The 21,616-nt window shown below is 53.1% G+C and carries 20 protein-coding genes and 2 pseudogenes; 21 read left to right on the top strand and 1 reads right to left on the bottom strand.

The window, feature by feature from the left end:
* Nucleotides 1-34: 34 nt before the first annotated feature.
* Together JOD01_RS05830 and JOD01_RS05835 are read left to right on the top strand one after the other, a co-directional pair.
* Entirely contained in the window at nt 35-511 is a 477-nt protein-coding gene (locus tag JOD01_RS05830) for a hypothetical protein (RefSeq protein ID WP_204517321.1), read from the top strand.
* Nucleotides 501-1,814 carry a hypothetical protein gene (locus JOD01_RS05835; RefSeq protein ID WP_204517322.1) on the top strand — a complete coding sequence of 438 codons (1,314 nt, stop codon included), beginning with the start codon at nt 501-503 and terminating at the stop codon, nt 1,812-1,814. The genes JOD01_RS05830 and JOD01_RS05835 overlap by 11 nt, the downstream gene beginning before the upstream one ends.
* A 20-nt stretch (nt 1,815-1,834) precedes the next feature.
* On the opposite strand, the pseudogene JOD01_RS05840 reads toward JOD01_RS05835, so the two are convergent.
* A pseudogene (locus tag JOD01_RS05840) lies at nt 1,835-2,670 on the bottom strand (methyltransferase domain-containing protein).
* 293 nt (nt 2,671-2,963) lie between these two features.
* Between JOD01_RS05840 and JOD01_RS05845 the strand changes: the two are divergent.
* The 19 genes and pseudogenes from JOD01_RS05845 to JOD01_RS05935 all read left to right on the top strand — a co-directional run bounded on the left by JOD01_RS05845 (nt 2,964) and on the right by JOD01_RS05935 (nt 21,593).
* Entirely contained in the window at nt 2,964-3,416 is a 453-nt protein-coding gene (locus tag JOD01_RS05845) for a MarR family winged helix-turn-helix transcriptional regulator (RefSeq protein WP_204517323.1), read from the top strand.
* A gap of 33 nt (nt 3,417-3,449) precedes the next feature.
* Nucleotides 3,450-4,022 carry an isochorismatase family protein gene (locus JOD01_RS05850; RefSeq protein WP_204517324.1) on the top strand — a complete coding sequence of 191 codons (573 nt, stop codon included), beginning with the start codon at nt 3,450-3,452 and terminating at the stop codon, nt 4,020-4,022.
* Nucleotides 4,019-5,392: an MFS transporter gene (locus JOD01_RS05855; RefSeq protein WP_204517325.1), complete on the top strand. Its 1,374-nt coding sequence runs from the start codon at nt 4,019-4,021 to the stop codon at nt 5,390-5,392. The genes JOD01_RS05850 and JOD01_RS05855 overlap by 4 nt, the downstream gene beginning before the upstream one ends.
* Before the next feature lie 97 nt (nt 5,393-5,489).
* A pseudogene (locus JOD01_RS19615) lies at nt 5,490-5,645 on the top strand (NUDIX domain-containing protein); the annotation flags it as partial.
* 286 nt (nt 5,646-5,931) lie between these two features.
* On the top strand, nt 5,932-6,750 hold the full coding sequence (larE, locus tag JOD01_RS05865; protein ID WP_204517327.1) for an ATP-dependent sacrificial sulfur transferase LarE: 819 nt from the start codon (nt 5,932-5,934) through the stop codon (nt 6,748-6,750).
* A gap of 40 nt (nt 6,751-6,790) precedes the next feature.
* Nucleotides 6,791-7,471 carry a nickel pincer cofactor biosynthesis protein LarB gene (larB, locus tag JOD01_RS05870; RefSeq protein WP_204517328.1) on the top strand — a complete coding sequence of 227 codons (681 nt, stop codon included), beginning with the start codon at nt 6,791-6,793 and terminating at the stop codon, nt 7,469-7,471.
* Nucleotides 7,468-8,775, top strand: a complete 1,308-nt coding sequence (gene larC, locus JOD01_RS05875; protein ID WP_204517329.1) for a nickel pincer cofactor biosynthesis protein LarC — start codon at nt 7,468-7,470, stop codon at nt 8,773-8,775. The genes larB and larC overlap by 4 nt, the downstream gene beginning before the upstream one ends.
* 103 nt (nt 8,776-8,878) lie before the next feature.
* Nucleotides 8,879-9,904: a TRAP transporter substrate-binding protein gene (locus tag JOD01_RS05880; protein ID WP_204517330.1), complete on the top strand. Its 1,026-nt coding sequence runs from the start codon at nt 8,879-8,881 to the stop codon at nt 9,902-9,904.
* A 16-nt stretch (nt 9,905-9,920) separates the two neighbouring features.
* On the top strand, nt 9,921-10,469 hold the full coding sequence (locus tag JOD01_RS05885) for a TRAP transporter small permease (RefSeq protein WP_204517331.1): 549 nt from the start codon (nt 9,921-9,923) through the stop codon (nt 10,467-10,469).
* An 11-nt stretch (nt 10,470-10,480) separates the two neighbouring features.
* Complete coding sequence (locus JOD01_RS05890; RefSeq protein WP_204517332.1) at nt 10,481-11,758, top strand: TRAP transporter large permease; 1,278 nt, start codon at nt 10,481-10,483, stop codon at nt 11,756-11,758.
* A gap of 38 nt (nt 11,759-11,796) precedes the next feature.
* The gene (locus JOD01_RS05895) at nt 11,797-12,807 is read left to right on the top strand and encodes a C-terminal binding protein (protein ID WP_204517333.1); all 1,011 of its coding nucleotides are present in this window, start codon (nt 11,797-11,799) and stop codon (nt 12,805-12,807) included.
* A gap of 13 nt (nt 12,808-12,820) precedes the next feature.
* Nucleotides 12,821-13,891: a TRAP transporter substrate-binding protein gene (locus tag JOD01_RS05900; protein ID WP_204517334.1), complete on the top strand. Its 1,071-nt coding sequence runs from the start codon at nt 12,821-12,823 to the stop codon at nt 13,889-13,891.
* A gap of 15 nt (nt 13,892-13,906) precedes the next feature.
* A complete protein-coding gene (locus JOD01_RS05905; RefSeq protein ID WP_204517335.1) occupies nt 13,907-15,133 on the top strand; it encodes a nickel pincer cofactor-dependent isomerase, group 22 in 1,227 nt (408 codons plus the stop codon).
* Nucleotides 15,134-15,170: 37 nt separating this feature from the next.
* Entirely contained in the window at nt 15,171-17,366 is a 2,196-nt protein-coding gene (locus JOD01_RS05910) for a dihydroxy-acid dehydratase domain-containing protein (protein ID WP_204517336.1), read from the top strand.
* A 4-nt stretch (nt 17,367-17,370) separates the two neighbouring features.
* Nucleotides 17,371-18,324 carry a U32 family peptidase gene (locus JOD01_RS05915; RefSeq protein WP_204517337.1) on the top strand — a complete coding sequence of 318 codons (954 nt, stop codon included), beginning with the start codon at nt 17,371-17,373 and terminating at the stop codon, nt 18,322-18,324.
* A 57-nt stretch (nt 18,325-18,381) separates the two neighbouring features.
* The gene (locus JOD01_RS05920) at nt 18,382-19,137 is read left to right on the top strand and encodes an IclR family transcriptional regulator (protein WP_204517338.1); all 756 of its coding nucleotides are present in this window, start codon (nt 18,382-18,384) and stop codon (nt 19,135-19,137) included.
* Nucleotides 19,138-19,203: 66 nt separating this feature from the next.
* The gene (locus tag JOD01_RS05925; protein ID WP_204517339.1) at nt 19,204-20,082 is read left to right on the top strand and encodes a fumarylacetoacetate hydrolase family protein; all 879 of its coding nucleotides are present in this window, start codon (nt 19,204-19,206) and stop codon (nt 20,080-20,082) included.
* A 43-nt stretch (nt 20,083-20,125) separates the two neighbouring features.
* Nucleotides 20,126-20,464: a UxaA family hydrolase gene (locus tag JOD01_RS05930; RefSeq protein ID WP_204517340.1), complete on the top strand. Its 339-nt coding sequence runs from the start codon at nt 20,126-20,128 to the stop codon at nt 20,462-20,464.
* A complete protein-coding gene (locus tag JOD01_RS05935; RefSeq protein ID WP_239565270.1) occupies nt 20,433-21,593 on the top strand; it encodes a UxaA family hydrolase in 1,161 nt (386 codons plus the stop codon). The genes JOD01_RS05930 and JOD01_RS05935 overlap by 32 nt, the downstream gene beginning before the upstream one ends.
* Nucleotides 21,594-21,616: the final 23 nt, after the last annotated feature.

Consider the following 21,616-nt stretch of genomic DNA (forward strand, 5'->3'; position numbering starts at 1 on the left):
CGGCAACCGAAATTGATAAAGGCGGGAATAATGAATGCTCATCAAGCATTTTTGGAACGCGTGGATTGGAAGACGTGAGTGGAAAAGATTGCTGAAGCAGTATGAGATGAGGCAGCGACAAATTTATGTGTTGCTTATGCCGGAACACGATTGGGAGCTGAACGAACAAGCGTTGCTGCATTTGGACGATTTTATCGATAGACGGTTTGCGGAAGGTGTTGTGATCCTTGCGATGGATGATCGGGTCGTGCAAGCGGCGCCCGCTTACTCGGACCGGATTATCGCCGTTCGGAAATATCCAGAGAAATTAGCCCGGTATCTGCTGAAATATTATTGTTTTTACAAGTTTACCGATAAATTCATCATCGTATCCATGACGCAGCCCCAAGGTAACCGTGGTTCCATGATTGTCGGAAAATCAGGTGTAACGGTAGAGGATGTCGTCTGCCTTGGCATTTATAATCTGCGCTCTGTGACGAAAGTTCGAGAGGTATTAAAAGATGCTCGATGAAGATTTGAAAATCTTGCAAAAAAAAATTCGGAAACTGCATGCAAAAGGTTGTTTCCAGCAAAAAACGGTACTTTTGTTTGGCGCAGCCACGATTGCAAAGACATTAAAGGATTGTCTTCTTGAGCACGGTGTTCATGTCAGCGGAATCATCGACAATGATCCAAACAAGATCGGCAAAAATTGTCTGGGGATCAAGGTGCAGAAACCCGAGGATCTGTTGAAAGGGGATATCAGCAACACAGTGATTGTTTTCTCCTCTCTGTATCAGAAGGAAATGACCCATCAGTTGCGCAAACTCGGTTTCCAGGACCAGCAAATTTTGAATGTCAGTTTGAAGGATTCTTTTTCCGATGAATCGCTGCCAAGCATGATCCGGTACGGGTTACATGTCATTCAAGGGCACCGGTACTATAAGCAAATCAGAAAAAAATATTCGCAAGATCATAAAATTTTTGTATGTCCTTACACCGGGACGGGAGATGTTTATCTCGTCGGATTGTATTTTTATCAATATCTCCGACAAAAGAATATCAACGAGTATGTCTTTGTAGTTGTCAATCAAGCCTGCAAAAAGGTTGCGCAAATCTTTGGTATCCAAAACATTGAGATCATGCCTTTCAAGTCTGTTGGCAAGATGATCCGTGCCAGACTGTTTGTCGATGAGTTGGATTCACTGATCATTCTCAACGACAGTTGGACTGCAGTCTATACCAATCCGATTCAATGGCTGAGAGGACATAATGGCTTAAACTTTAATGATATGTTTCGGCATTTTGTTTTTGAATTGCCGGACGATGCTACATTTGCGTTTCCGCAAGAGACTGCGGGGGAGCAGGAAGTGTTGCAGATATTTGAGGAGAATGGACTGACTCCCGGCAAAACGCTTGTCCTTTCCCCATACTCCAATACGCTGTTTGAACTTCCCCAGCGGTTATGGGAAGTGATTGCCGACCACTATCGGGAGCAAGGCTTCTCCGTCTGCACGAACAGCAGCGGACCAAAGGAACCTCCGATAAGCGGAACAACGCCGGTATTCTTTCCATTGACTCAGGCAAAAGCTTTTACGGATATGGCGGGATATTTCATCGGCGTAAGGAGCGGACTGTGCGATATTGTAAGCCAGTCCAGCTGCAAGAAAGTTGTGTTTTATGAAAAGGATGGGGTCTTTTTTCAATCCTCGACGTTTGATTATTTTAGTCTCAAGCATATGGGATTGTCCGAAGATGTGTTGGAGATCGAATACAATTATACAGATGAGGAAGAAGCGGTGTTGGCAGAGGTTAAGCGGTATTTTTCCCGATAGCCTGAGAGGCAAGATGCCTCTCAATTTTCGTCCAACGCCGCGATTTTTTTGGCGATCATTTTCGTCATGGCATGTTTATGCAAAATTCCGGAAGAATTGCAGTCGAACACGATTTCGGCACTTTCCTCAATCAGCCAGTCATGGTAGTAGCCAAGCAGTTCGCCGGAGTGCCATTGTACGCATTGGGCTCGTTTTCGGGCGGAGGCGCAATGAACGGCTTGTTGACAAACACATTGAACACATGGATGCCGTCAGGGTTGGTAAACTGCTTGTAGTTGTCGAAAATTCCCTGACGAAATTCCGGTTTGATGTAGTGCAGAACACCGCTGGAAAAAACAATGTCAAAGTACGTATCCAAGCGGTAATCCAGGATGTCGGCTTTAAACACATCAATATGCACCCCGACTTTGTCCGCCAGTCGTCTGGTTTTTTCAATCCCTGCGTCGGAAACATCAAAAGCGCTGACATCGTAACCGTTTCTGGCAAAAAAGACGGCATCTTTCCCCTCGCCGCAACCAATATCCAGCAGTTTCAAATGTTTCACAGGCGGCATGAGTTGTAAAACTTGATAACATGCCGAGTTTGGCTCCGTTCCCCAGTAATAATCCTCCGTTTTATAAGTTTCTTCATAAATACTGATCAACCGTTCCTGCGAGGCATAGCCAAGCAGCTTGTCGACACTGACTCCCAAAGTCCTTGACAACAGGGGAAGCAGGGAAATATCCGGCATTGTCTGGGCAGTTTCCCACTTGGAGACGGCCTGAAAGGACACCCTGAGTATTTGGGCCAACTCTTCCTGGGTCAACCCTTGCTCCTTTCGGTAAATGCTGATGTTTCTGGCTAATTGTTCCTTCATACGATTCACACTCCTTTATGTACTCCCATCTTATTGAAGTTGGCCGCCGGGAACAATAACCGCTTGTTTGATTTTTTGCCGAATTCAACCGTCAGTTGAACAGAGTGCCCTTCGCTGTTGGGGGGGCGATCGTACCACTTTTTTGCAAAAACAGCATGTCTAGTGGAACTCTTTCCAATGAATGCGGGCGCGGCAGAGAAATCTGTACAATACATGTAAATATCTGTATGATACAGATAGACTGCAAGCAGATCCAGGCAAACCGCTTCACGCTGAATCAAGGGGTGAACAGGATGGAGGAGAAAAAACGGCTTTACTGCGAACAAATTGAGCATGAAGTGATCATGCTGATGAGACGAGCCGATTTTAAGCGTACGATGGCCGGCTCGCCGCCAACCATGGATCGTTCGGCTTATTTGCTGCTCAAATGGCTGGAGCAGGAGGGCGACGCGGCAATCGGGGAGATCGCGGACGTGTTTCAACTCGATAACTCGACGATCAGCCGGCAAATTTCATCCCTGGAGAAGAAGGGATGGGCGGAGCGGTATACAGATCCGGCGGATGCGCGAGTCAGCAAGGTACATATCACCGAAGCGGGCAGAACGACGATCAACGAGGCGAAAGCCCAGCGCCAGGAGATTTACGGGAAACTGCTGGAAGACTGGACAGAAGAGGAATTGCAGACATTTTCCACGCTGTTCGCCAGGCTGAATCGCTCGATTGAACGCTACCGCAGGCTGCGTTGAATCATTTCCAAAAATGAAACGGAGGAAATCCAAATGGACCAAACAACAGTTGATTTTCAAAAAACGGCATTGGTTTTGATCGATTTGCAAAAAGGTATTGTCAATCCTTTTGGCGGACAGGAGATCGTGGCCAAAGCGGTCAAGCTGGTTGAGCGCTTTCGGCAAAACAATAGCTTCATCGCTTTTGTCAAGGTCGACTTCCATGATGGGAAGGACGCGCTAAAACCGCTCACCGACCAGCAACCGGCGGCTGCAGGGGCAAGACCAGTTGACTGGGCGGAATTCGTTCCGGAGCTGGGCGTTGACGAGGCTGATTATGTGGTGACCAAACGGCAATGGGGTGCTTTTTTCGGTACCGATCTCGATTTGCAGCTGCGGCGAAGAGGAATCGATACGATCGTGCTGCTGGGCATCGCCACCAATATCGGGGTGGAAATGACGGCCAGGGAAGCGTTCCAGCTTGGCTATCAGCAATATTTCATTACCGACGCGATGAAGTCCGTCACTGCGGAAGAGCATGAAGCCTCCTGCAAATATATTTTCCCGCGGATCGGCAGACTGCGGACAACGGAACAATTTCTCGCTGAAACGGAAGGATGGAAATGACGGCAAGGAAAACAAGCCGGTTCTGGTTTTTGACGGCAGCCGCTACCGGCGTCATGCTCAACCCATTAAATTCATCGATGATCTCGCTGGCCTTAAACCGCATTCAAACCGATTTTCAGCTCTCGTTTTCGACGGTTTCCTGGTTGATTTCCGCGTTTTACCTGTCCAGCGTGATCGCCCAGCCGATCATCGGAAAGCTCGGTGATCATTTCGGCAAAAAATTCGTTTTTATGTGCGGCCTGTTGCTTGTCGCCATTTCTGCGCTCGGCGCCCCGTGGGCTCCGACCTTCATGCTGCTGCTGGTTATGCGATTGCTCCAGTCTGTCGGCAGCAGCGCCATCTATCCGGCAGCGATGGGGCTGGTGCGGGGGCATATCCGGGAAAGGCAGGCTTCCGCCTTGGCGGTCATTTCTGTCTTTACGTCAGCTACCGCCGCCCTCGGTCCGACCATTGGCGGAATTCTCGTCGATTTTGGAGATTGGCCCGCCATTTTTATCATTAATTTTCCGGTCGTGCTGCTCAGTGTCATATTGGGGATGATCTATTTTCCGCGGGATGAACGCTCTTCACACAAAGAGCCTTTGACGCGCGTTTTGCGGGATCTGGATATTCCAGGCATCTTGCTGTTTGCCGCCGGGATGGCGCTGTTGGTTTGGTTTTTGCTGTCGCTGACGGTCAAGCTGCATCCGTTGTCTGGAATTGGCGGTGCGGTTTTGCTAGGCGTCTTTATTTGGCGGGAATGGAACGTGGAACACGCTTTTATCGATATTCGCATGTTTCAAACGAATCAGTCGCTTGGACTCGTCATGGTTCAGTTTATTATGTTGAATATTTTCAATTATGCGCTGTTTTTCGGCCTGCCCAGTTATTTCCAGGACGAGTTGCACTTTACGGTGAAAGCGAGCGGGTACATGATGCTGCTTCTGTCTGGTTTTTCCATGCTGATTACGCTGTTCGCTGGCAGATGGGTGGACCGCTCCGGCTTCAAGAAACCACTGGTTGCGGGAACTCTCTGCATGCTGGTCGGAGCAATCCTGTTGGCGACGCTGTTTGTCAGCGCATCGATCCCGGTTATGGCCTGTATCCTCGCTCTGGTTGGAATCAGCTACGGACTTGGCAACATTTCGTTGCAGGCGGCGATGGTACAGTTGACACCGCCCGGCATGATCGGCACCACTTCCGGCTTGTTCCAAGCCTCCCGCTACATGGGCTCGATTTTGTCGTCCGTCGCGCTCGGGCTTGTGTTCAGCCACCAGATCAGCGCCGCGCATTTCCGGGTGCTTGCCTATATTTTGATCGCCGTCAGCGTTTTCAGTTGCCTGGTCAACATGAAACTGCGGGAAGCGAAACCGGGCTTGCAAACCTCATAACACGAAGGCAGTCATACCATCGGGCACAAAGTGAACGGAAATGTTCCGGTTGATGCAAAACCGGCACAATTGCAAAAAGCACGGAGGAGAGGAAACGATGACCATCGGCACGGCAGTTCCCAGAATCGGCGTAGGAGCGGTAATTGTGAACGAGCGCGCGGAGATTTTGTTGGTCTGGCGCAATCGCCAGCCGGAGAAAGACACATGGAGCATTCCGGGCGGACAGAGAGAGGAACTGCGGGACTCCGCAGTGTGCGCAAAGCTCGTCGGAAACATCCCTGAGGGGACCTTCCCCATGGGGATTGCCTCGCAAAGACATCGAACAAGCGGACGGGCACGAAACGTTAAGGTCAACCGGTAGTTAATGCTGGTTGACCTTTTTTTGGCGACTGCGCAAGCGTGCCGCTTTGCTCCTCTTGAAAGGCAGTTCGACGTTACACCAGCCGGTCTTCCCGGAAGTTAAAAAGTCGTGCAAACGCTTTCTCATCTTCCGGTGATAAGTTTTCGACAGCCACATATCAGTATAGAGGGGGGGAAATATGATCGAGGAAAAACTGGAAAAGTTAGCGGAAATCTTGAAAGGCATGGAAAAAGTGATCGTCGCTTTCTCCGGCGGAGTGGACAGCACCTTCTTATTGAAAATCGCAGCAGACGTGCTCGGCAAGGAGAACGTGCTGGCTGTTACCGCCGATTCGGAGACGTATCCGCGGGAAGAATTGGCAGAAGCGCGCCGATTGGCGCAAATGATCGGGATTCGCCATGAAGTGATCCAAACGTCAGAACTGCAAATCCCCGGCTACACGGAGAATACGCGTGATCGCTGCTATTTTTGCAAAAAAAATTTGTTTGAAAACTTGCTCCCGTTGCTGAAAGCGCATGGCTATCACAATATCGCCTTCGGCCTGATTGCCGATGATCTGGGCGAACACCGGCCCGGGACCCGCGCCGCTGCGGAATTGGGGGTACGCGGTCCGCTGCAGGAAGCTAACTTGTATAAAAGCGAGATTCGCGAATTGTCGCAAGCGCTCGGGTTGCCGACCTGGAACAAACCTTCCCTGGCCTGTTTGTCTTCCCGCATCGCCTATGGCGAACAAATTACGCTCGAGAAGTTGAATCGGGTAGATCAAGCGGAACGGTTTATCCGTTCGCTGGGAATCCGTCAAGTGCGCGTCCGTACGCATCAGGAGTTGGCGCGAATTGAAGTGGAACCGGCAGATCTGCCGATTTTGCTGGAGCGGCATCAACAGGTGTATCAGCAATTGCGGCAAATAGGCTATCTCTACGTCACGCTTGATCTTTTCGGTTACCAAAGCGGGAGCATGAACCAGTTGCTGCGCAGGGAGACGAGGGCGACCTAATTTACCGCGTTCTTTTACCAAGCGGTTAGCAGGAGGTTTTATGGAAAAGTTTGAAGATTTGGGCTTCTGCAAAGTCGATTTTGATCGGGAAAAACGGACTGGTTATCCGGAAGTGATCTATGGTGAAAACAAAACGGTAGAACAGATGATTGAGATTATGTCCAGACTTCTTTACGCCCATGGCAAAGCTATGATCACCAGACTGTCCGCGGATAAAGCGGAAGAGCTGCTGGACGTTTTTCCGGCGGCCAAATATGATGCGGTCGCGCGAATCCTGACCTATGGCGTTGCCGATCCGGTCAAGTTTGGCAAAGTGCTGGTGGTTTGTGCGGGAACGTCCGATCTGCCAGTGGCCGAAGAAGCAGTTTTGACCTTGGAGTGGATGGGCTGCCGTGTCGACCGGTTGTACGATGTTGGCGTCGCCGGACTTGATCGGCTGTTGGCCCACAAGGAGGCGATTCAGCAAGCAAGCGTGTTGATTGTCGTCGCCGGGATGGAAGGGGCTCTGGCCAGTGTGGTCGCCGGAATGGTCAAACGCCCGGTGATCGCTGTACCGACCTCGGTTGGCTATGGCGCCCACTTCGCTGGCATCACTCCGCTGCTGGCGATGCTCAGTTCCTGCGCATCGGGCATGAGTGTCGTCAATATCGACAATGGCTATGGCGCAGCTTGCCAGGCTGCCTTAATTTTACGGCTGGCAGCAGAGGGGGCGGAAACATGAATGTGCTTTACCTGGACTGCCAATCCGGCATCTCCGGTGACATGACCTTGTCCGCCCTGCTCGATTTGGGAGCGGACGCGAATTATATTACGGAACAGTTGAGAGCGCTGCCAATCGATCCGTTTCGCCTTGAACTGCAAGACGTGAACAAAAGCGGGATCATGGCCAAACAACTCACGATCAGATTTGAAGACACACCCGATTGCGCTGCACAACATCATGCGCACGATCACCACCACCACCACCATCACCACCACCACAGCCACGACCATGAACATTCCCACCATCATCACCCGCATCGTCGCGCCTCCTCGATCATCGCCATGATTGAACAGTCTGATCTCCCTTCCCGCGTAAAACAGCGCAGCAAAGCGATTTTTGAGGTGATTGCGCAGGCGGAAGGGAAAATTCACGGGATTGCCGCGCAAGATGTCCATTTTCACGAAGTCGGGGCGATGGACTCGATTATCGACATTATTGGCAGTTGTCTGGCGCTGGAAGATTTGCAAATTGATCAGATCATCTGCTCCCCTGTGCCGACCGGTCACGGAAAAGTCAGGATGGCCCACGGGCTCTATCCCATTCCGGCGCCGGCTACCGCAGAATTGTTAACAGGAGTGCCGCTGCTTGCATTTGATGTAGAAGGCGAACTGACGACACCAACCGGGGCAGGGTTTGTCAAAGCGTTGGCAAGCGAGTTTGGCCCCATGCCGGCCTTGACGATGAAAAAGATCGGATACGGTGCGGGAAAAAAACATTTTGCCCATCCCAATGTATTGCGGGCGATTTTGTTGCAAGACCAGCACCGGATCAAGCGGGAAAGGGTGGTGGTGCTCGAATGCCAAATTGACGACATGACGGGAGAAAGCTACGGATATTTGCTGGAAAGGCTTTTGGCCGAAGGGGCGCTGGATGTGTATTATACGCCGGTCGTGATGAAGAAAAGCCGCCCCGGTGTGTTGATTACGGTCTTAACCACGCCGGATCGAAGCAGTCAGTTGGAGCAACTCTTGTTTAGCGAGACGACGACCTTTGGGGTAAGAAGGGCGGAATGGAGCAGAATTGCGCTGCGACGCTGCTTTCAGCGGGTAGCGACCGTCTACGGAGATGTGTTGGTCAAAGTTGCTTATGACGCAGAGAAGATTTACCAAATCGCACCCGAATATGAAGAGGCCAAAAAAATCGCCCTGACCTGCCAGCTTCCGCTCGCGGAAGTATATTTCCAGATTCGGTTGGCCGCGGTTCAACAGCTGTCTGTACGCGAACTGGCATCACGTTTGGCGGAAAGCGAAAACATGGTTTGAGCATATCAAACACCTCGAAATGTATGCGCTTACAATCGGTCGGTAACTTTTCGGCATGATCCGAAACTCGGTTTGACAATGTAAAACGGAAAGAAGGGTGACGATGAAAAAAAGTTGGGCTGCGATTGGTTCCATAGCGCTCGCGATCACGATGATCGTTGCCGGATGCGGTCAGCAGAATAGCGCAAGCGTCAAGCCGGATTCCGGGGCGACCCGCACACTGAAGATTGCCAATTATTTTGCCACCGATCATCCGCAGAACGTGGCACTGCGGGAAAAATTCAAGCCGATGGTGGAGCAAGAATCGAACGGGGCTTTGCAGGTCGAAATTTACGACAACAGTCAGTTGGGCGCTGAACAGGAGTTTTATGACGGCGTCCGCAACGGGACGATTGAAATGGGCATTCCCGGCATGATCATGCAGTCTTCGATCGAAAAATTGGGCGTTCCGGAATGGCCGTTTCTGTTTCGGGATTATGAACATGCCAAAAAAGTCTTGAATGGACCGCTCGGTGAAGAAATGCTGGCAGAACTGGAAAGCAAGCACGGCGTGCACGCTTTGGCCTGGAGCGCAAACGGCTTTCGCATGTTTTCCAGCCGCGACGCTTTGCAGTCGATGGCGGATTTCCAAGGCTTGCGGATGCGTATGCCAAACATCGAGCATTATCTCGACTTGGGCAAGGCGCTCGGGATGACGGTTACGCCGATGCCGATCTCGGAAGTATTTACCGCGCTGGAACAAAAAGTGGTCGATGGCCAGGACAATCCGATCGCGACTTTGCGGGCGTCCGGCTGGTATGAAGTGCAAAGCTACGTGTTGGAATCCAACCATATGTTTAGTCCGAATCTTTATTTGATCAACAGCAATCTCTGGAACAGCCTCACCGGGCAGCAACGCAGCATTATCGAAAAAGCGGCCAAAGCGTCTGCTGATTACGAGTGGGAACTGATGCAAAAAAGCTATGAGGCGGATAAGCAATTTCTCATGGAGAAGGGGATCAAATTCATCACGCCCAGTGAAGATTTCCTTCGGCAAATGGAGCAGGCCGTCGAGCCATTATATCAACGTTATTATCAAACGTATCCATGGGCGGAAGATCTCGTGAAACGAATCAGAGCGGAGAAATAGAGAAAGGAGGAGAAGCATGCTGAAAAAAGTGGTCCAATACGCCAACCGTGTGCTGAATTTTTGCATTGCTTTATGTTTGTCGTTTATGGCCTTGCTGGTGTTTGGCAACGTGGTGCTGCGCTACGCCTTCAATTCCGGCATCACCTGGTCCGAAGAAATGTCGAGATTTCTGTTTGTCTGGCTGGTTTTTTTAGGGGCGATTGCCGCTTTGAAAGACAAGATGCACCTCGGCATGGATCTGGTGACCAACCTTTTGCCGCCGCGGCTGAAAAAAGTCGTCTACGTCATTCAAAATTTGCTCGTTTTGTATGTGTTGTGGCTGATTATGACCGGAAGTCTGAAGATGAGCATTCTGAACATGGAAAGTTTGGCGCCGGCAACCAAGCTGCCGATGGGCTTCGTCTACGGGATCGGCGTGGTCACCAGCGTCGCGATGGGCCTGATTGTGATTGCCAATGTGATTGCGGTTTTGCGGAACAAAAAAACGACCGATTCCGCCGAAGGTTCCCGGAATCAAGCAAGCGACGCGTTGCCTGACCAATCGGGCAAAGTGCAAAACGGATAGGAGGGAGGAAAATGGCGTTAGGTGTGTTTCTCGTTTCTTTGTTTGGCGCGCTTTCGCTGGGAGTGCCGATTGCTTTTTCCCTGATGATCAGCGCGGTCGCCCTGATGGTGATGCTGGGGAGTTTTGACAGCCAGATTATCGCGCAAAACTTGATCAACGGCGCCAACAACTTTGCGCTGATGGCGATTCCGTTCTTTATCCTGGCGGGCGAACTGATGAATGCCGGCGGTATCTCCAAACGGGTGGTAGCCTTTGCCATGTCGTTGGTCGGCCATATCCGCGGCGGTCTGGGGTATGTGGCGATTATCGCCAGCGTGCTGTTTGCCGGCTTGTCGGGCTCAGCGGTCGCGGACACGGCGGCGCTCGGCGCCATCCTCATTCCGATGATGATCACCAAAGGCTATGACAAAGCGCAGTCGACCGGACTGATTGCCGCGGCGGGAATCATTGCGCCCGTGATTCCGCCAAGCATTCCGATGATCATCTTTGGCGTCGTCAGCGGCGTTTCTATCACCAAGCTGTTTATGGGCGGGATCGTGCCGGGGTTGTTCATGGGCTTGGGCTTGGCAATCGTCTGGACATTTATTGCGCGAAAAGATAAAAGCGAGCTGCCGCCAAGAAAAAGTGTCAGGGAAATTCTCCGTCTGGCGAAGGATACGATTTGGGCATTGCTGCTGCCGGTCATTATCATCGGCGGAATTCGCGGCGGGATTTTTACGCCGACGGAGGCATCGGTGGTCGCTGTTTTTTACGCCATTCTTGTCGGCCTGTTTCTTTATCGCGAATTGAAGCTGGCTGATTTTTACGAAGTGCTCGTCACTGCCGCCAAAACAACGAGTGTCGTCATGCTGGTTGCGGCGGCCGCGATGGTCTCGGCCTGGCTGATCACCGTGGCGCAGGTGCCGGCTGATATGGCCAATCTGCTCGGTCCGTTGATCGAACAGCCAAAACTTTTGCTGATTCTGATCATGGTGCTGTTGCTGGCAATCGGTTTGGTGATGGACAGCACCCCGGCGATTTTGATTTTCACGCCTGTGCTTATGCCGATCGTAAAGCTGGCGGGAATCGATCCGGTTTACTTCGGCATTTTGATGGTGATCAACCTTTGCATCGGCTTGATTACGCCCCCCGTCGGAACTGTGCTTTACGTCGGCTGCGGCATCAGCAAGATTGATATTATAACCCTTGTCAAAGGAATTTGGCCCTTCTTGTTGATTCATCTTGTCATTTTGATTCTGCTGGTTTTGTTCCCGTCCTTGGTCCTGGTGCCGATTGAATGGTTTACGTAAGACAGGAATTGAAAACGTTTGCGAAGGGGTGGGCTTGATTGCGCAAATGGAAAGTGGTCGTGACCGATTATGAGTTTGAAACATTGCAGTATGAGCGCGAAGTATTGCCGGCCAGCCAGTTTGAACTGGTTGAAGCGCAATGCACGACAGAGGAAGAAGTGATTCGGGCGGCGCACGATGCGGACGCGTTGCTCAACCAGTACGCTCCGATAACCCGCAAGGTGATCGAGCGGTTGGAGCGTTGCCAGGTGATCGCTCGCTACGGAGTCGGCGTCAATACGATCGATTTGCAAGCGGCAACGGACAAAGGCATTTATGTGGCCAATGTGCCCGACTACTGCCGCGATGAGGTGGCTGATCATGCGTTGGCGCTGATGTTGAGCTGGTTGCGGAAAATCGTTGTCGCCCATCAGGAAATTCGCGGCGGCCGTTGGGATTTTAAAGCGACGCGCCCGATTTATCGCTTGCGAGGACGGACGCTCGGACTGGTCGGGTTTGGCAACATCCCGCGTGCGCTGGCGGAGAAAGCCAAGCCGCTTGGCCTGCAGGTAATTGCCTATGATCCGTATTGTCAGCCCGACGCCGCCCGGGAGCATGGGGTTGAGCTTGTATCGCTGGCGGAATTGTGCCGGCGGGCGGATGTGCTTTCCGTCCACGCTCCATTGACCGATGAAACACGCGGGCTGATCGGGCGCGAACAATTTCAGCTGATGAAACGGGAAGCGTTAATTGTTAATACATCCAGAGGTCCGGTCATTGACGAAATCGCTTTGATCGATGCGCTGCGCGAACAGCAAATTGCCGGGGCGGCGCTCGATGTCGTCGAGCAAGAGCCGATTGATCGGCAAAACCCGCTCCTGGCCATGGATAACGTGATCCTCACACCGCATGTTGCCTGGTATTCGGAAGAAGCGGAACAAGAGATGCGCACAAAAGCGGCGCAGAGCATCCGGGATGTGCTGCTGGAGCAACGCGCTCCTGTGTACCTGGTGAACAAACAAGTCCGAAGCCAATCGCAAGCGGATGTCCATGAACACAAAGCAAAATAAAGGGGGAACACAAATGAGGAAAGCATGGCAAACGATCTCGCTCACACTGGCCGGCATGAGCCTGTTGATATTGGCGGCGTGCGGCGGTGCCAACGGATCAGACGGAGCGACCGGCGCCGGGGGCAATGACGCAACCGCTGGGCAGGCAGCAACGCAGCGGGTGATCAAGGCGGGAATCGGCTTGAACGAAGACCATCCGGAAGGGCAGGGGCTCTTGAAGTTCAAAGAAATTGTCGAGCAAAAAACCGGCGGGAAAATCAAAGTGGAGACCTATTTTGCCGCCCAACTGGGAGACGATCAGCAGATGACGGAAGCGCTGAAGGCAGGGACATTGGAGGTGACTGTTCCTTCTACTTCGCCGCTTGTCGGTACGGTCAAAGAGTTTGGCATTTTCGATTTTCCATTCCTGTTCAACAGCGGAGAGGAAGCGGACGCGATACTTGACGGTCCGATTGGACAAAAAATTCTGGAAAAATTGCCCGAGCACAATCTGGTCGGCCTCTCCTACTGGGAAAACGGGTTCCGCAACCTGACAAACAACCAGCATCCCGTAGCCAAGCTGGAAGACTTTCAGGGCTTAAAAATTCGCACGATGCAAAATGAAGTTCACCTGGACGCTTTTCAAGCGCTGGGGGCCAATCCGACGCCAATGGCATTTTCCGAAGTGTTTACCGCTTTGGAAGGGAAGACGGTCGATGGCCAGGAAAACCCGCTCGCCACGATTTTATCCAACAAATATTACGAAGTGCAGGATTATCTTTCGATGACCCGCCACGTTTATACCCCGTTTGCTTTCCTCATCAGCAAATCGTTCTGGGATCAGCTGACGCCGGAAGAACAGACGATCATCCGCGAAGCTTCCATCGAGGCCGGCAAATATCAGCGGGAATTGAGCCGGAAAGCCGATCAGGAAGCGCTTGACGCTTTGACCAAAGAAGGGATGAAAGTCAATGAGTTGAGCGATGCGGAAAAAGAACGGATCAAGCAGGTGATTCAGCCGGTGATCGACAAATACTCGGAGCAATTTGGCCGCGATTTGGTGGATCAGCTGAATCAACAGCTGGCGGAAATTCGCAAGCAATAACAAGGAGGACATCGCGTGGAAGTGATCAGACAATTGCTTCAGGACGTCCCCGTTCCGAAGATGTTCAAGGCGGAGCAGCATTTTCCCGTACCGGAAATCGCCGATGTTCCGCTCGCCGTACGCGAAGCCGTCGGGCAAGCGGGTGTGCTCGGCAGGATACAGGCGGGGGATCAGGTGGCGATCGCCGTTGGCAGCCGCGGGGTGGCGGACATTCCGCTGATCGCCAGGGAAGTGGTTGCGTTGGTCAAGGCGGCAGGAGGCGCGCCGTTCATCGTGCCGGCGATGGGCAGTCATGGCGGGGCGACTGCCGAGGGGCAGCGCAGCGTATTGGAGCATTTGGGCGTCACCGAGTCTTTTGTCGGGGCGCCGATTCGCTCCAGTATGGAAGTGGTCAAAGTGGGGGAACTGCCCAACGGTTTGCCGGTTTATTTCGATCGGTATGCCTATCAGGCTGACAAAGTCATCGTGATCAATCGGGTCAAACCGCATACCGCATTTCGCGGACCGGTGGAGAGCGGCTTGCTGAAAATGATCACCATCGGCCTGGGCAAGCAGAAAGGCGCGGAGGCTGCTCATTCGTTTGGCTTTAAACATATGGCTGAGCATGTGCCGGCGATGGCCAGGATCGCGCTGCAAAAAGCGCCGATTATATTCGGGTTGGCTACGATCGAAAACGCCCATGACCGACCGGCCAAAATCGTTGCGATCCCGGCGGAAAGGCTGCATGAGGACGAACCGACGCTGCTGGCGGAAGCGAAACGGCTGATGCCGAGAATATTGCTGGACCCGCTCGATGTGCTGGTCGTCGAGGAGATTGGCAAAGATATTTCCGGCGACGGGATGGACCCGAATATTACCGGTCGCTTTGCTACTCCGTACGCCAGCGGCGGGGTTCAGGCGACACGTGTCGTCGTGCTGCGGCTCACCGACAAGACCGGCGGCAACGCCAATGGGATCGGCTTGGCTGATGTGACGACGAAAAAAGTGTTTGAACAGATGGATTTGGCACAGGGCTATGCCAATGCGCTGACCAGCACCGTCGTCAATACGGTGCGCATCCCGATGTTTTTGGAAACGGAAGAGCTGGCGATCAAGGCCGCGATCAAAACGTGCAATGCGACCGATTTGGCCAAGGCGCGGATGATTCGTATCCGCAATACTTTGGAGCTTAAGGAAATTTGGATTTCGGAAAGCCTGCTGGCGGAAGCGCGGCAGCATCCGCAAATCCGCGTCATCGACTGAACTTAAAAAAGTTGGTTGAAAAAAAGGGAGTGAGCTGATGATCTATCCGCGCATCGACAGTCGCGTCAACCCTTATCGGGACAACGTTCAAGGAAAAGCAAACGAGCCGATTACGGTGGCGGGATTGCTGGACAGGGCCAAGCAAATTGTGCAGTCCCACTATCCCGTCGGCACGCCCGATTGGACGCTGGAGGAAATTTACAACCGGTTGGAGGAGAATGCGCCGCGCATTGCGATCATCGGCGGTTCTGCCGATCATCCCGCCCACATCATGGACTACCAGACGTCGGCGTACGCGGCATTGCATATTTGGAAAAACGGCGGCGTTCCTTTTTCCTTTTCCACCCCGGTGATGTGCGACGGGACGGCACAGAGCAATCAGGGCATGAGTTATTCCTTGCAAAGTCGCAATGCCGTGGCGCAAATGGTCGTCAACCAGCTGGAGGCGCACAGCTATCACGGAGCGTTTGTCATTCAAGGTTGCGACAAGCAGCCGTTAGGGGTCGTCAGTGCGTTGGCCCATGTCGACCGTGTCCGGCGCATGAGAGGGGAAGCGCCCTTTTTTGCCACGTTTGCTCCGGCCCATGTGCTGCAGGGAGGCACCATTCCGGCCGAGGTGTATCAGGAGCTGGAAGAAGTGGCAAAGCAGGCAGAAGCAGGCGGAGAAACCGATATCGCCTATGATGTGCGCGACGCCATGGCCTATATTTTGCAATGCACGTCCAATACCGCTTTCCAAGGAGTATTAACCCGGGCGGTTGAACGAGGCATTATCAGCAAGGCGAAGCAAAAAGCGCTGGAAAAACGCTTGGCCGTTGCCACCTGTGACGGAAAAGGCGGAGTCTGTGCCTTCAACGGGACGGGGAATAGTTCGCGCCATCTGGTGGCCGGTTTGGGACTGATTCATCCCCGCCTGGAACTGCTCACCGCTCCGCCGACAGCAGAGCAAGTACAGGCAGCTTTGGATTGTTTGGCGACGATGATCAATGATCCGGTCTACGGCGTGGCCAATCTGGTTGCGGCCAATATCCGCAATGCCGTGCGCATTCACAGCGCATCGGGCGGCTCGACCAATCTGGTGATGCATCTCGTCGCGGCGATGCTGTACGGAGGGTACAAATTCAGCCTGCACGACTTGGACGAAATTCACCATCAGTATCCGATTCCCGATCTGTTTGATTACAGTCTGACAGAAGGCCGCGATATATTTGCCCTGGCGAGCCAATGCTGTTCCGGCACAAGCAGAGGCATGGAGACATTGTTTTACGAACTGCTGGAAAACGGAGTGCCGATGGACGTGGACGCCCCAACCGTGACCGGGACGACATGGCGGCAGCGGCTGGCCGATCGGCGCTCCCTTTCTGCCGAGAATGTCCGGCATAACCCGATCATTTTGGCCAAACCGCGCCGCAGCTTCAGCGGTGTCGACGTGCTCACCGGCAACTTCTTTGAAACAGCCGTGGTGAAGATCAGCGGCATGCCGACCCATCAACTGGAGCAATTTGATGAAAAGGTCGCTTTTGTCCTTTACTTCGAAAACGAGCATGCGGCCAATGACTCGCTGCTGGACGCCGATCTGATCGATAGGCTGAAGCGAGCGCAGGTTTTTCCGTACGCGCATTTGCAGAGCATGGTCCGGTGTAATTGCCCGCAGGAGTATGCCAGTTTGCACGCGCTAGAGTATGAACAGCTGTTTGAAGCGATGCTGGCCAAAGAAATATTAAAAGTCGCCGTGGTGATTGCCGGGCAAGGTCCTGTTGCGTACGGGATGCCGGAGATGTTCACCCCGATGCAGCATATCAATGCCAATCGCCAGTTGAAACGGTTGGTGACCGTGATCAGCGACGGCCGTTACTCCGGAGTTACGTATGGAGCGGCGATCGGACACATGACGCCTGAAGCGATCGAAGGAGGAGGAATTTTGTATTTGCAGACGGGCGATTTGCTCCATCTGCGACTGCGCAAGGGCGAGATTCACCTTTTGGATGAGCAAGCTTTTCGCCGGGGCGAGCTCGTCTGCGAATTTGCCGCGGTAAAGGCGGCGCGAAAGGCGCTCGCGGAACAACGGCTGTCCGCGATGAAACGACGCCAACGCGATGTTGCCGCCAGCAACCGGATTTACGGTCATACCGATGCCGCCAACGGGGTTGTGCCGATTCCGATTTATGAGGAAGCGGTGCTGGATTATCGGACAGCAGTGGTGTATCCGGACAAATCGCCCGAGGGGGAGTGACGAAATGGAACAGTCGAGAAAATTGCTGCGGGAGTTGGGCTTTCCGGATCGGGATTGCGCCGAGTTGCCCACTTCGACCAAAACGTTTCCCGATGGCGCGCAGTACCGCGTGGAAATTCCCAGCGTGGAAGGCCCGGCCTGCTTTGCGGCGGTCATGGAAGCGTGCGCGCAATACGGGGTACAGATTCACCGCATTTCGCAAGGAAGCGGCATCATGCTGTTGACCGATGAGGAGCTGCGGGCGATGGCGGACATGGGCCGCAGCGAGCAGCTGGAAGTGAGTTTGTTCGTCGGGCCGCGGGGAACATGGGATATCAATGCGATGCAATGGGCAAGCGGCGGCAAAGTGGCCGGTTTGCGCAGTGCGGGAATCGACCAGCTTGTCTACGCGCTCGAAGATATCAAACGGGCGTGCCAGGCGGGGATTCGCAGTATATTGGTCGCGGATGAAGGATTGCTCTGGCTGGTCAACGAGGGCAAGCGGCGAGGCGAACTGCCGCCGGATCTGGTCGTGAAAATTTCCGTCCAGATGGCCCATGCCAATCCTGTCTCCATTCGCTTGCTGGAACAGATAGGAGCGGGCACGTATAATGTCCCGAGCGATCTGACGCTCGCCCGTTTGGCGACAATCCGGCAAGCTGTCGATCTGCCGCTCGATATTTATGTGGAAGTGCCGGATGACATGGGAGGGTTTATTCGCCATTACGAGATACCCGAAATTATTCGGGTGGCGGCACCCGTTTATATTAAATTCGGGCTGCGCAATGCCCCCAATCTTTATCCCTCCGGAACGCATCTCGAGGCGGTGGCTGTTTCGCTCAGCAAAGAACGGGTGCGCAGAGCCAAACTGGGATTGGATATGATCCAAAGATATGCGCCGCATTTGAAAACATCGGAAACGGGGGCAGCCGATTTGGCCGTGCCCGTCTTGCCGGCAAAGCGCAATTCGGACAGCTGATGCCAGTTCACAAAACGGCTTGTTTTGCCGAAGCCAACGTCCAAAGGAATGAATTCGATGCCAATCATCCAATCTGTCGAGCGGGCATTACAAATTTTAAACCTTTTTGACGAACATAGATCCGAACTGAAAATTACGGAGATCAGCAGCGAACTGGGGCTGAATAAAAGCACGGTCCACTCATTGCTGAAAACGTTGCAAAAGTATCAGTATATCGAACAGAATCGGGACACCGGCAAATATCGCTTGGGCCTGAAGCTGTTTGAACGAGGCAATACGGTGATCAACAGCCTGGATATTCAGGCAATCGCCAAAAAACATTTGCAGGAATTGTCGGTGAAAACGGGGCATACGCTCCATCTGGTCGTCTTAAGCGGGCAGGAAGGCGTTTATATTGACAAAGTGCAGGGAACTTCCGCGACGATTGTCTACTCGCGGATTGGCAAGCGCGTGCCATTGCACTCGACCGGTGTCGGCAAGGCGCTGCTCGCTTTTAAAGCGGAAGCGGAATTAAACGAGATTTTAAAAAACTATCGCTATATCAAACAGACGGAAAATACGATTGCCAACGAAGCCGCTTTTCGCCGTGAACTGCGCAAAGTGAAACAGCAAGGCTATGCCGTGGATCAAGAAGAAAACGAGCCTGGCGTCGTTTGCATCGCCGTTCCGGTCTGGGACTACAAAGATGAAGTGATCGCGGCGATCAGCCTGTCCATGCCTGCGCCGCGCGCCAAAACCGAGTTACCTGACATGATTGTCCACTTGAAGGAATTGGGGCGAAACGTCTCCCGACAGATGGGCAATCAAGCGTAGGACAGCATGCGCATTGCGGCATAAGCAAACACGGTTTTATCATTTCAAACGGAAATGGGGGAAATTATGCGAGTAATCCGGTATCTCAACAAGGAGAAACAACCTCGGCTGGCGGCAGTAAATGATCGGCAGGAAGTCTGCGATCTGCCCGATGTCGATTTCCTTGGGCTGGTCGAGCGGGCGAAAAGGCTGGGGAAAACACCGCTGGCGATAGTCGAGGAGCATTTTGCGGCGGCCGCTGTCCGAAACAGCCTGGATGAGTTGACGTTGCTGGTGCCGATTGAAGCGAAGGAAGTCTGGGCGTGCGGAGTGACTTATGAAAGAAGCAAGGAAGCGCGCAACTATGAGGCGACCAGCGGCAAATTGGATGTTGCCACTTTTTACGACAAAGTATACGAGGCAACACGACCGGAGCTGTTTTTAAAATCGACGGCTGAACGAACGGTTGGGCCAGAGGTGCCTGTCTATTTACGGAGTGATTCCCGCTGGCAAATCCCGGAACCGGAGCTGGGGCTGGTTCTCGACGGGGATGGGACCATCCTTGGCTATACAATCGGCAATGACATGAGCTGCCGCGATATAGAAGGGGAGAATCCGCTGTATCTGCCGCAAGCGAAAATCTGGAAGCATTCGTGTGCGATCGGCCCGGCGATTCGCTTGGCGGAAACGGTGACGTCGGCCTACGATTTTCAAATCGTTTGCCGCATTTATCGCGAGGAGAAACTCGCCTTTGCCGAGCAAGCGCCGGTAAGTCAGCTGAAACGCACGTTGGATGAACTCGTTGCCTATCTCGTAAAAGAAAACATTGTTTTTCCGGGGACTGTGCTGTTGACCGGCACCTGCATTGTCCCGCCGAATGAGTTTACCTTACAGTCCGGCGATCGCGTCGAAATCGAAATACCCGGGATCGGCTTGCTGCGCAATCCGGTGGAAAGCCAGTCCTAGGCAAACGATGCGGTTCGGCCAACTGAGCGGAAGGAGGAAGCGGATGGATAGCCGCAAGCAAGCGCTCATGCTAAAAGCGGCGGATTCGGTGGCTGTCGCTTTGCGAAAGCTGGAAAAGGGAAGCGTTGTCTCCGTTTTTTTCCAGGAACGGATGTTCCAGATTGTCCTGAAAGATTCGATTGAGTTTGGCCATAAATTTGCCGTCGTGCCGATGCGCAAGGGAGACGATGTTCGCAAGTACGGTGAAGTGATCGGCATGGCTTCCCGGGATATTGCCGTCGGTGAGCATGTGCATGTGCACAATGTCGAAGGGAAAAGAGGCAGGGGGGATAAAATTGGCCGCAGAGAAAATGGAACCGCTCATGGGCTATCGGCGCCCTGACGGACAAATCGGGATTCGCAATCATGTGCTGATCTTGCCGACGATCACGTGCGCGACGCAGACGGCACAAAGGATTACGGAGCTGGTCGATGGCACTGTCACCTTTATTCACCAGCATGGCTGCGCTCAGGTAGGGGTCGATTATGAACAAACGTTTCGCACGTATGTCGGATTGGGCAAAAACCCCAATGTGTACGGTGTCGTGGTGCTGGGACTCGGCTGTGAAACCCATCAGGCGCGCAGCGTGGCCGGCGAACTGAAAAAGGCGGGCAAACCGGTCGAAGTCGTCTCGATTCAAGATTATGGCGGCACGTTGTCGGCGATTGCCGAAGGGGCGAAAATCGCGGCGCAAATGGTGCAGGATGCCTCGGCGCAACAGAGGGTTCCGTTTCGCTTCGACGAATTGATCATCGGCACAGAATGCGGCGGTTCTGACGCCTGTTCGGGACTGTCGGCCAATCCCGCTGTGGGAGCAGTCAGCGACAAAATCGTCGATCTCGGCGGGACGGCCATTTTGGCGGAAACGACAGAGCTGATCGGTGCGGAGCATCTGCTGGCGCAGCGAGCGGCCGATGACCAGGTGGCGAAGAGGGTCTATGAAGTGATCCAGGCCATGGAAAATCGCGCATTTCAGATGGGGGTGGACATTCGTACCGGCAATCCGAGTCCGGGCAATATGAAAGGCGGGTTGACCACCCTGGAAGAAAAATCGCTGGGGGCGGCGGCAAAAGCGGGAAGCCGCCCTTTGCAGCAACTGGTCAATTATGCGGAACGGCCGACAAAGAAGGGACTTGTCTGGATGGATACGCCCGGACATGATATCGAGCAATTGACGGGCATGGTTGCCGGCGGCGCCCAGTTGGTTCTTTTTACAACAGGGCGCGGAACACCAACCGGTTCTCCGATCGCGCCTGTTCTGAAAATCGCGACCAATACGGCGATATTTGAACGAATGCGCGAAAACATCGATATCAATGCCGGCACGATCATCGAAGGAACCGAAACAGTGGAAGAAGTCGGGCAGCGGATTATCGATGAGATTGTCTTGACCTGTCTGGGCAAAAAAACGAAATCGGAAATTTTGCGGCAGCACGATTTCGGTCTCTGGCGCATTGGTCCTACTTTCTGATCCATGCTATACTTTAGCTATCG

The organism is Brevibacillus fulvus (assembly GCF_016908525.1).
Taxonomy (GTDB): Bacteria; Bacillota; Bacilli; order Brevibacillales; family Brevibacillaceae; genus Brevibacillus_G; species Brevibacillus_G fulvus.

Excerpts from the sequence above, each read along its gene's own strand:
- JOD01_RS05830 (WP_204517321.1), top strand. The coding sequence starts at position 35 with ATGCTCATCAAGCATTTTTGGAACGCGTGGATTGGAAGACGTGAGTGG.
- JOD01_RS05835 (WP_204517322.1), top strand. The coding sequence starts at position 501 with ATGCTCGATGAAGATTTGAAAATCTTGCAAAAAAAAATTCGGAAACTG.
- JOD01_RS05845 (WP_204517323.1), top strand. The coding sequence starts at position 2,964 with ATGGAGGAGAAAAAACGGCTTTACTGCGAACAAATTGAGCATGAAGTG.
- JOD01_RS05850 (WP_204517324.1), top strand. The coding sequence starts at position 3,450 with ATGGACCAAACAACAGTTGATTTTCAAAAAACGGCATTGGTTTTGATC.
- JOD01_RS05855 (WP_204517325.1), top strand. The coding sequence starts at position 4,019 with ATGACGGCAAGGAAAACAAGCCGGTTCTGGTTTTTGACGGCAGCCGCT.
- larE (WP_204517327.1), top strand. The coding sequence starts at position 5,932 with ATGATCGAGGAAAAACTGGAAAAGTTAGCGGAAATCTTGAAAGGCATG.
- larB (WP_204517328.1), top strand. The coding sequence starts at position 6,791 with ATGGAAAAGTTTGAAGATTTGGGCTTCTGCAAAGTCGATTTTGATCGG.
- larC (WP_204517329.1), top strand. The coding sequence starts at position 7,468 with ATGAATGTGCTTTACCTGGACTGCCAATCCGGCATCTCCGGTGACATG.
- JOD01_RS05880 (WP_204517330.1), top strand. The coding sequence starts at position 8,879 with ATGAAAAAAAGTTGGGCTGCGATTGGTTCCATAGCGCTCGCGATCACG.
- JOD01_RS05885 (WP_204517331.1), top strand. The coding sequence starts at position 9,921 with ATGCTGAAAAAAGTGGTCCAATACGCCAACCGTGTGCTGAATTTTTGC.
- JOD01_RS05890 (WP_204517332.1), top strand. The coding sequence starts at position 10,481 with ATGGCGTTAGGTGTGTTTCTCGTTTCTTTGTTTGGCGCGCTTTCGCTG.
- JOD01_RS05900 (WP_204517334.1), top strand. The coding sequence starts at position 12,821 with ATGAGGAAAGCATGGCAAACGATCTCGCTCACACTGGCCGGCATGAGC.
- JOD01_RS05910 (WP_204517336.1), top strand. The coding sequence starts at position 15,171 with ATGATCTATCCGCGCATCGACAGTCGCGTCAACCCTTATCGGGACAAC.
- JOD01_RS05915 (WP_204517337.1), top strand. The coding sequence starts at position 17,371 with ATGGAACAGTCGAGAAAATTGCTGCGGGAGTTGGGCTTTCCGGATCGG.
- JOD01_RS05920 (WP_204517338.1), top strand. The coding sequence starts at position 18,382 with ATGCCAATCATCCAATCTGTCGAGCGGGCATTACAAATTTTAAACCTT.
- JOD01_RS05925 (WP_204517339.1), top strand. The coding sequence starts at position 19,204 with ATGCGAGTAATCCGGTATCTCAACAAGGAGAAACAACCTCGGCTGGCG.
- JOD01_RS05930 (WP_204517340.1), top strand. The coding sequence starts at position 20,126 with ATGGATAGCCGCAAGCAAGCGCTCATGCTAAAAGCGGCGGATTCGGTG.
- JOD01_RS05935 (WP_239565270.1), top strand. The coding sequence starts at position 20,433 with ATGGAACCGCTCATGGGCTATCGGCGCCCTGACGGACAAATCGGGATT.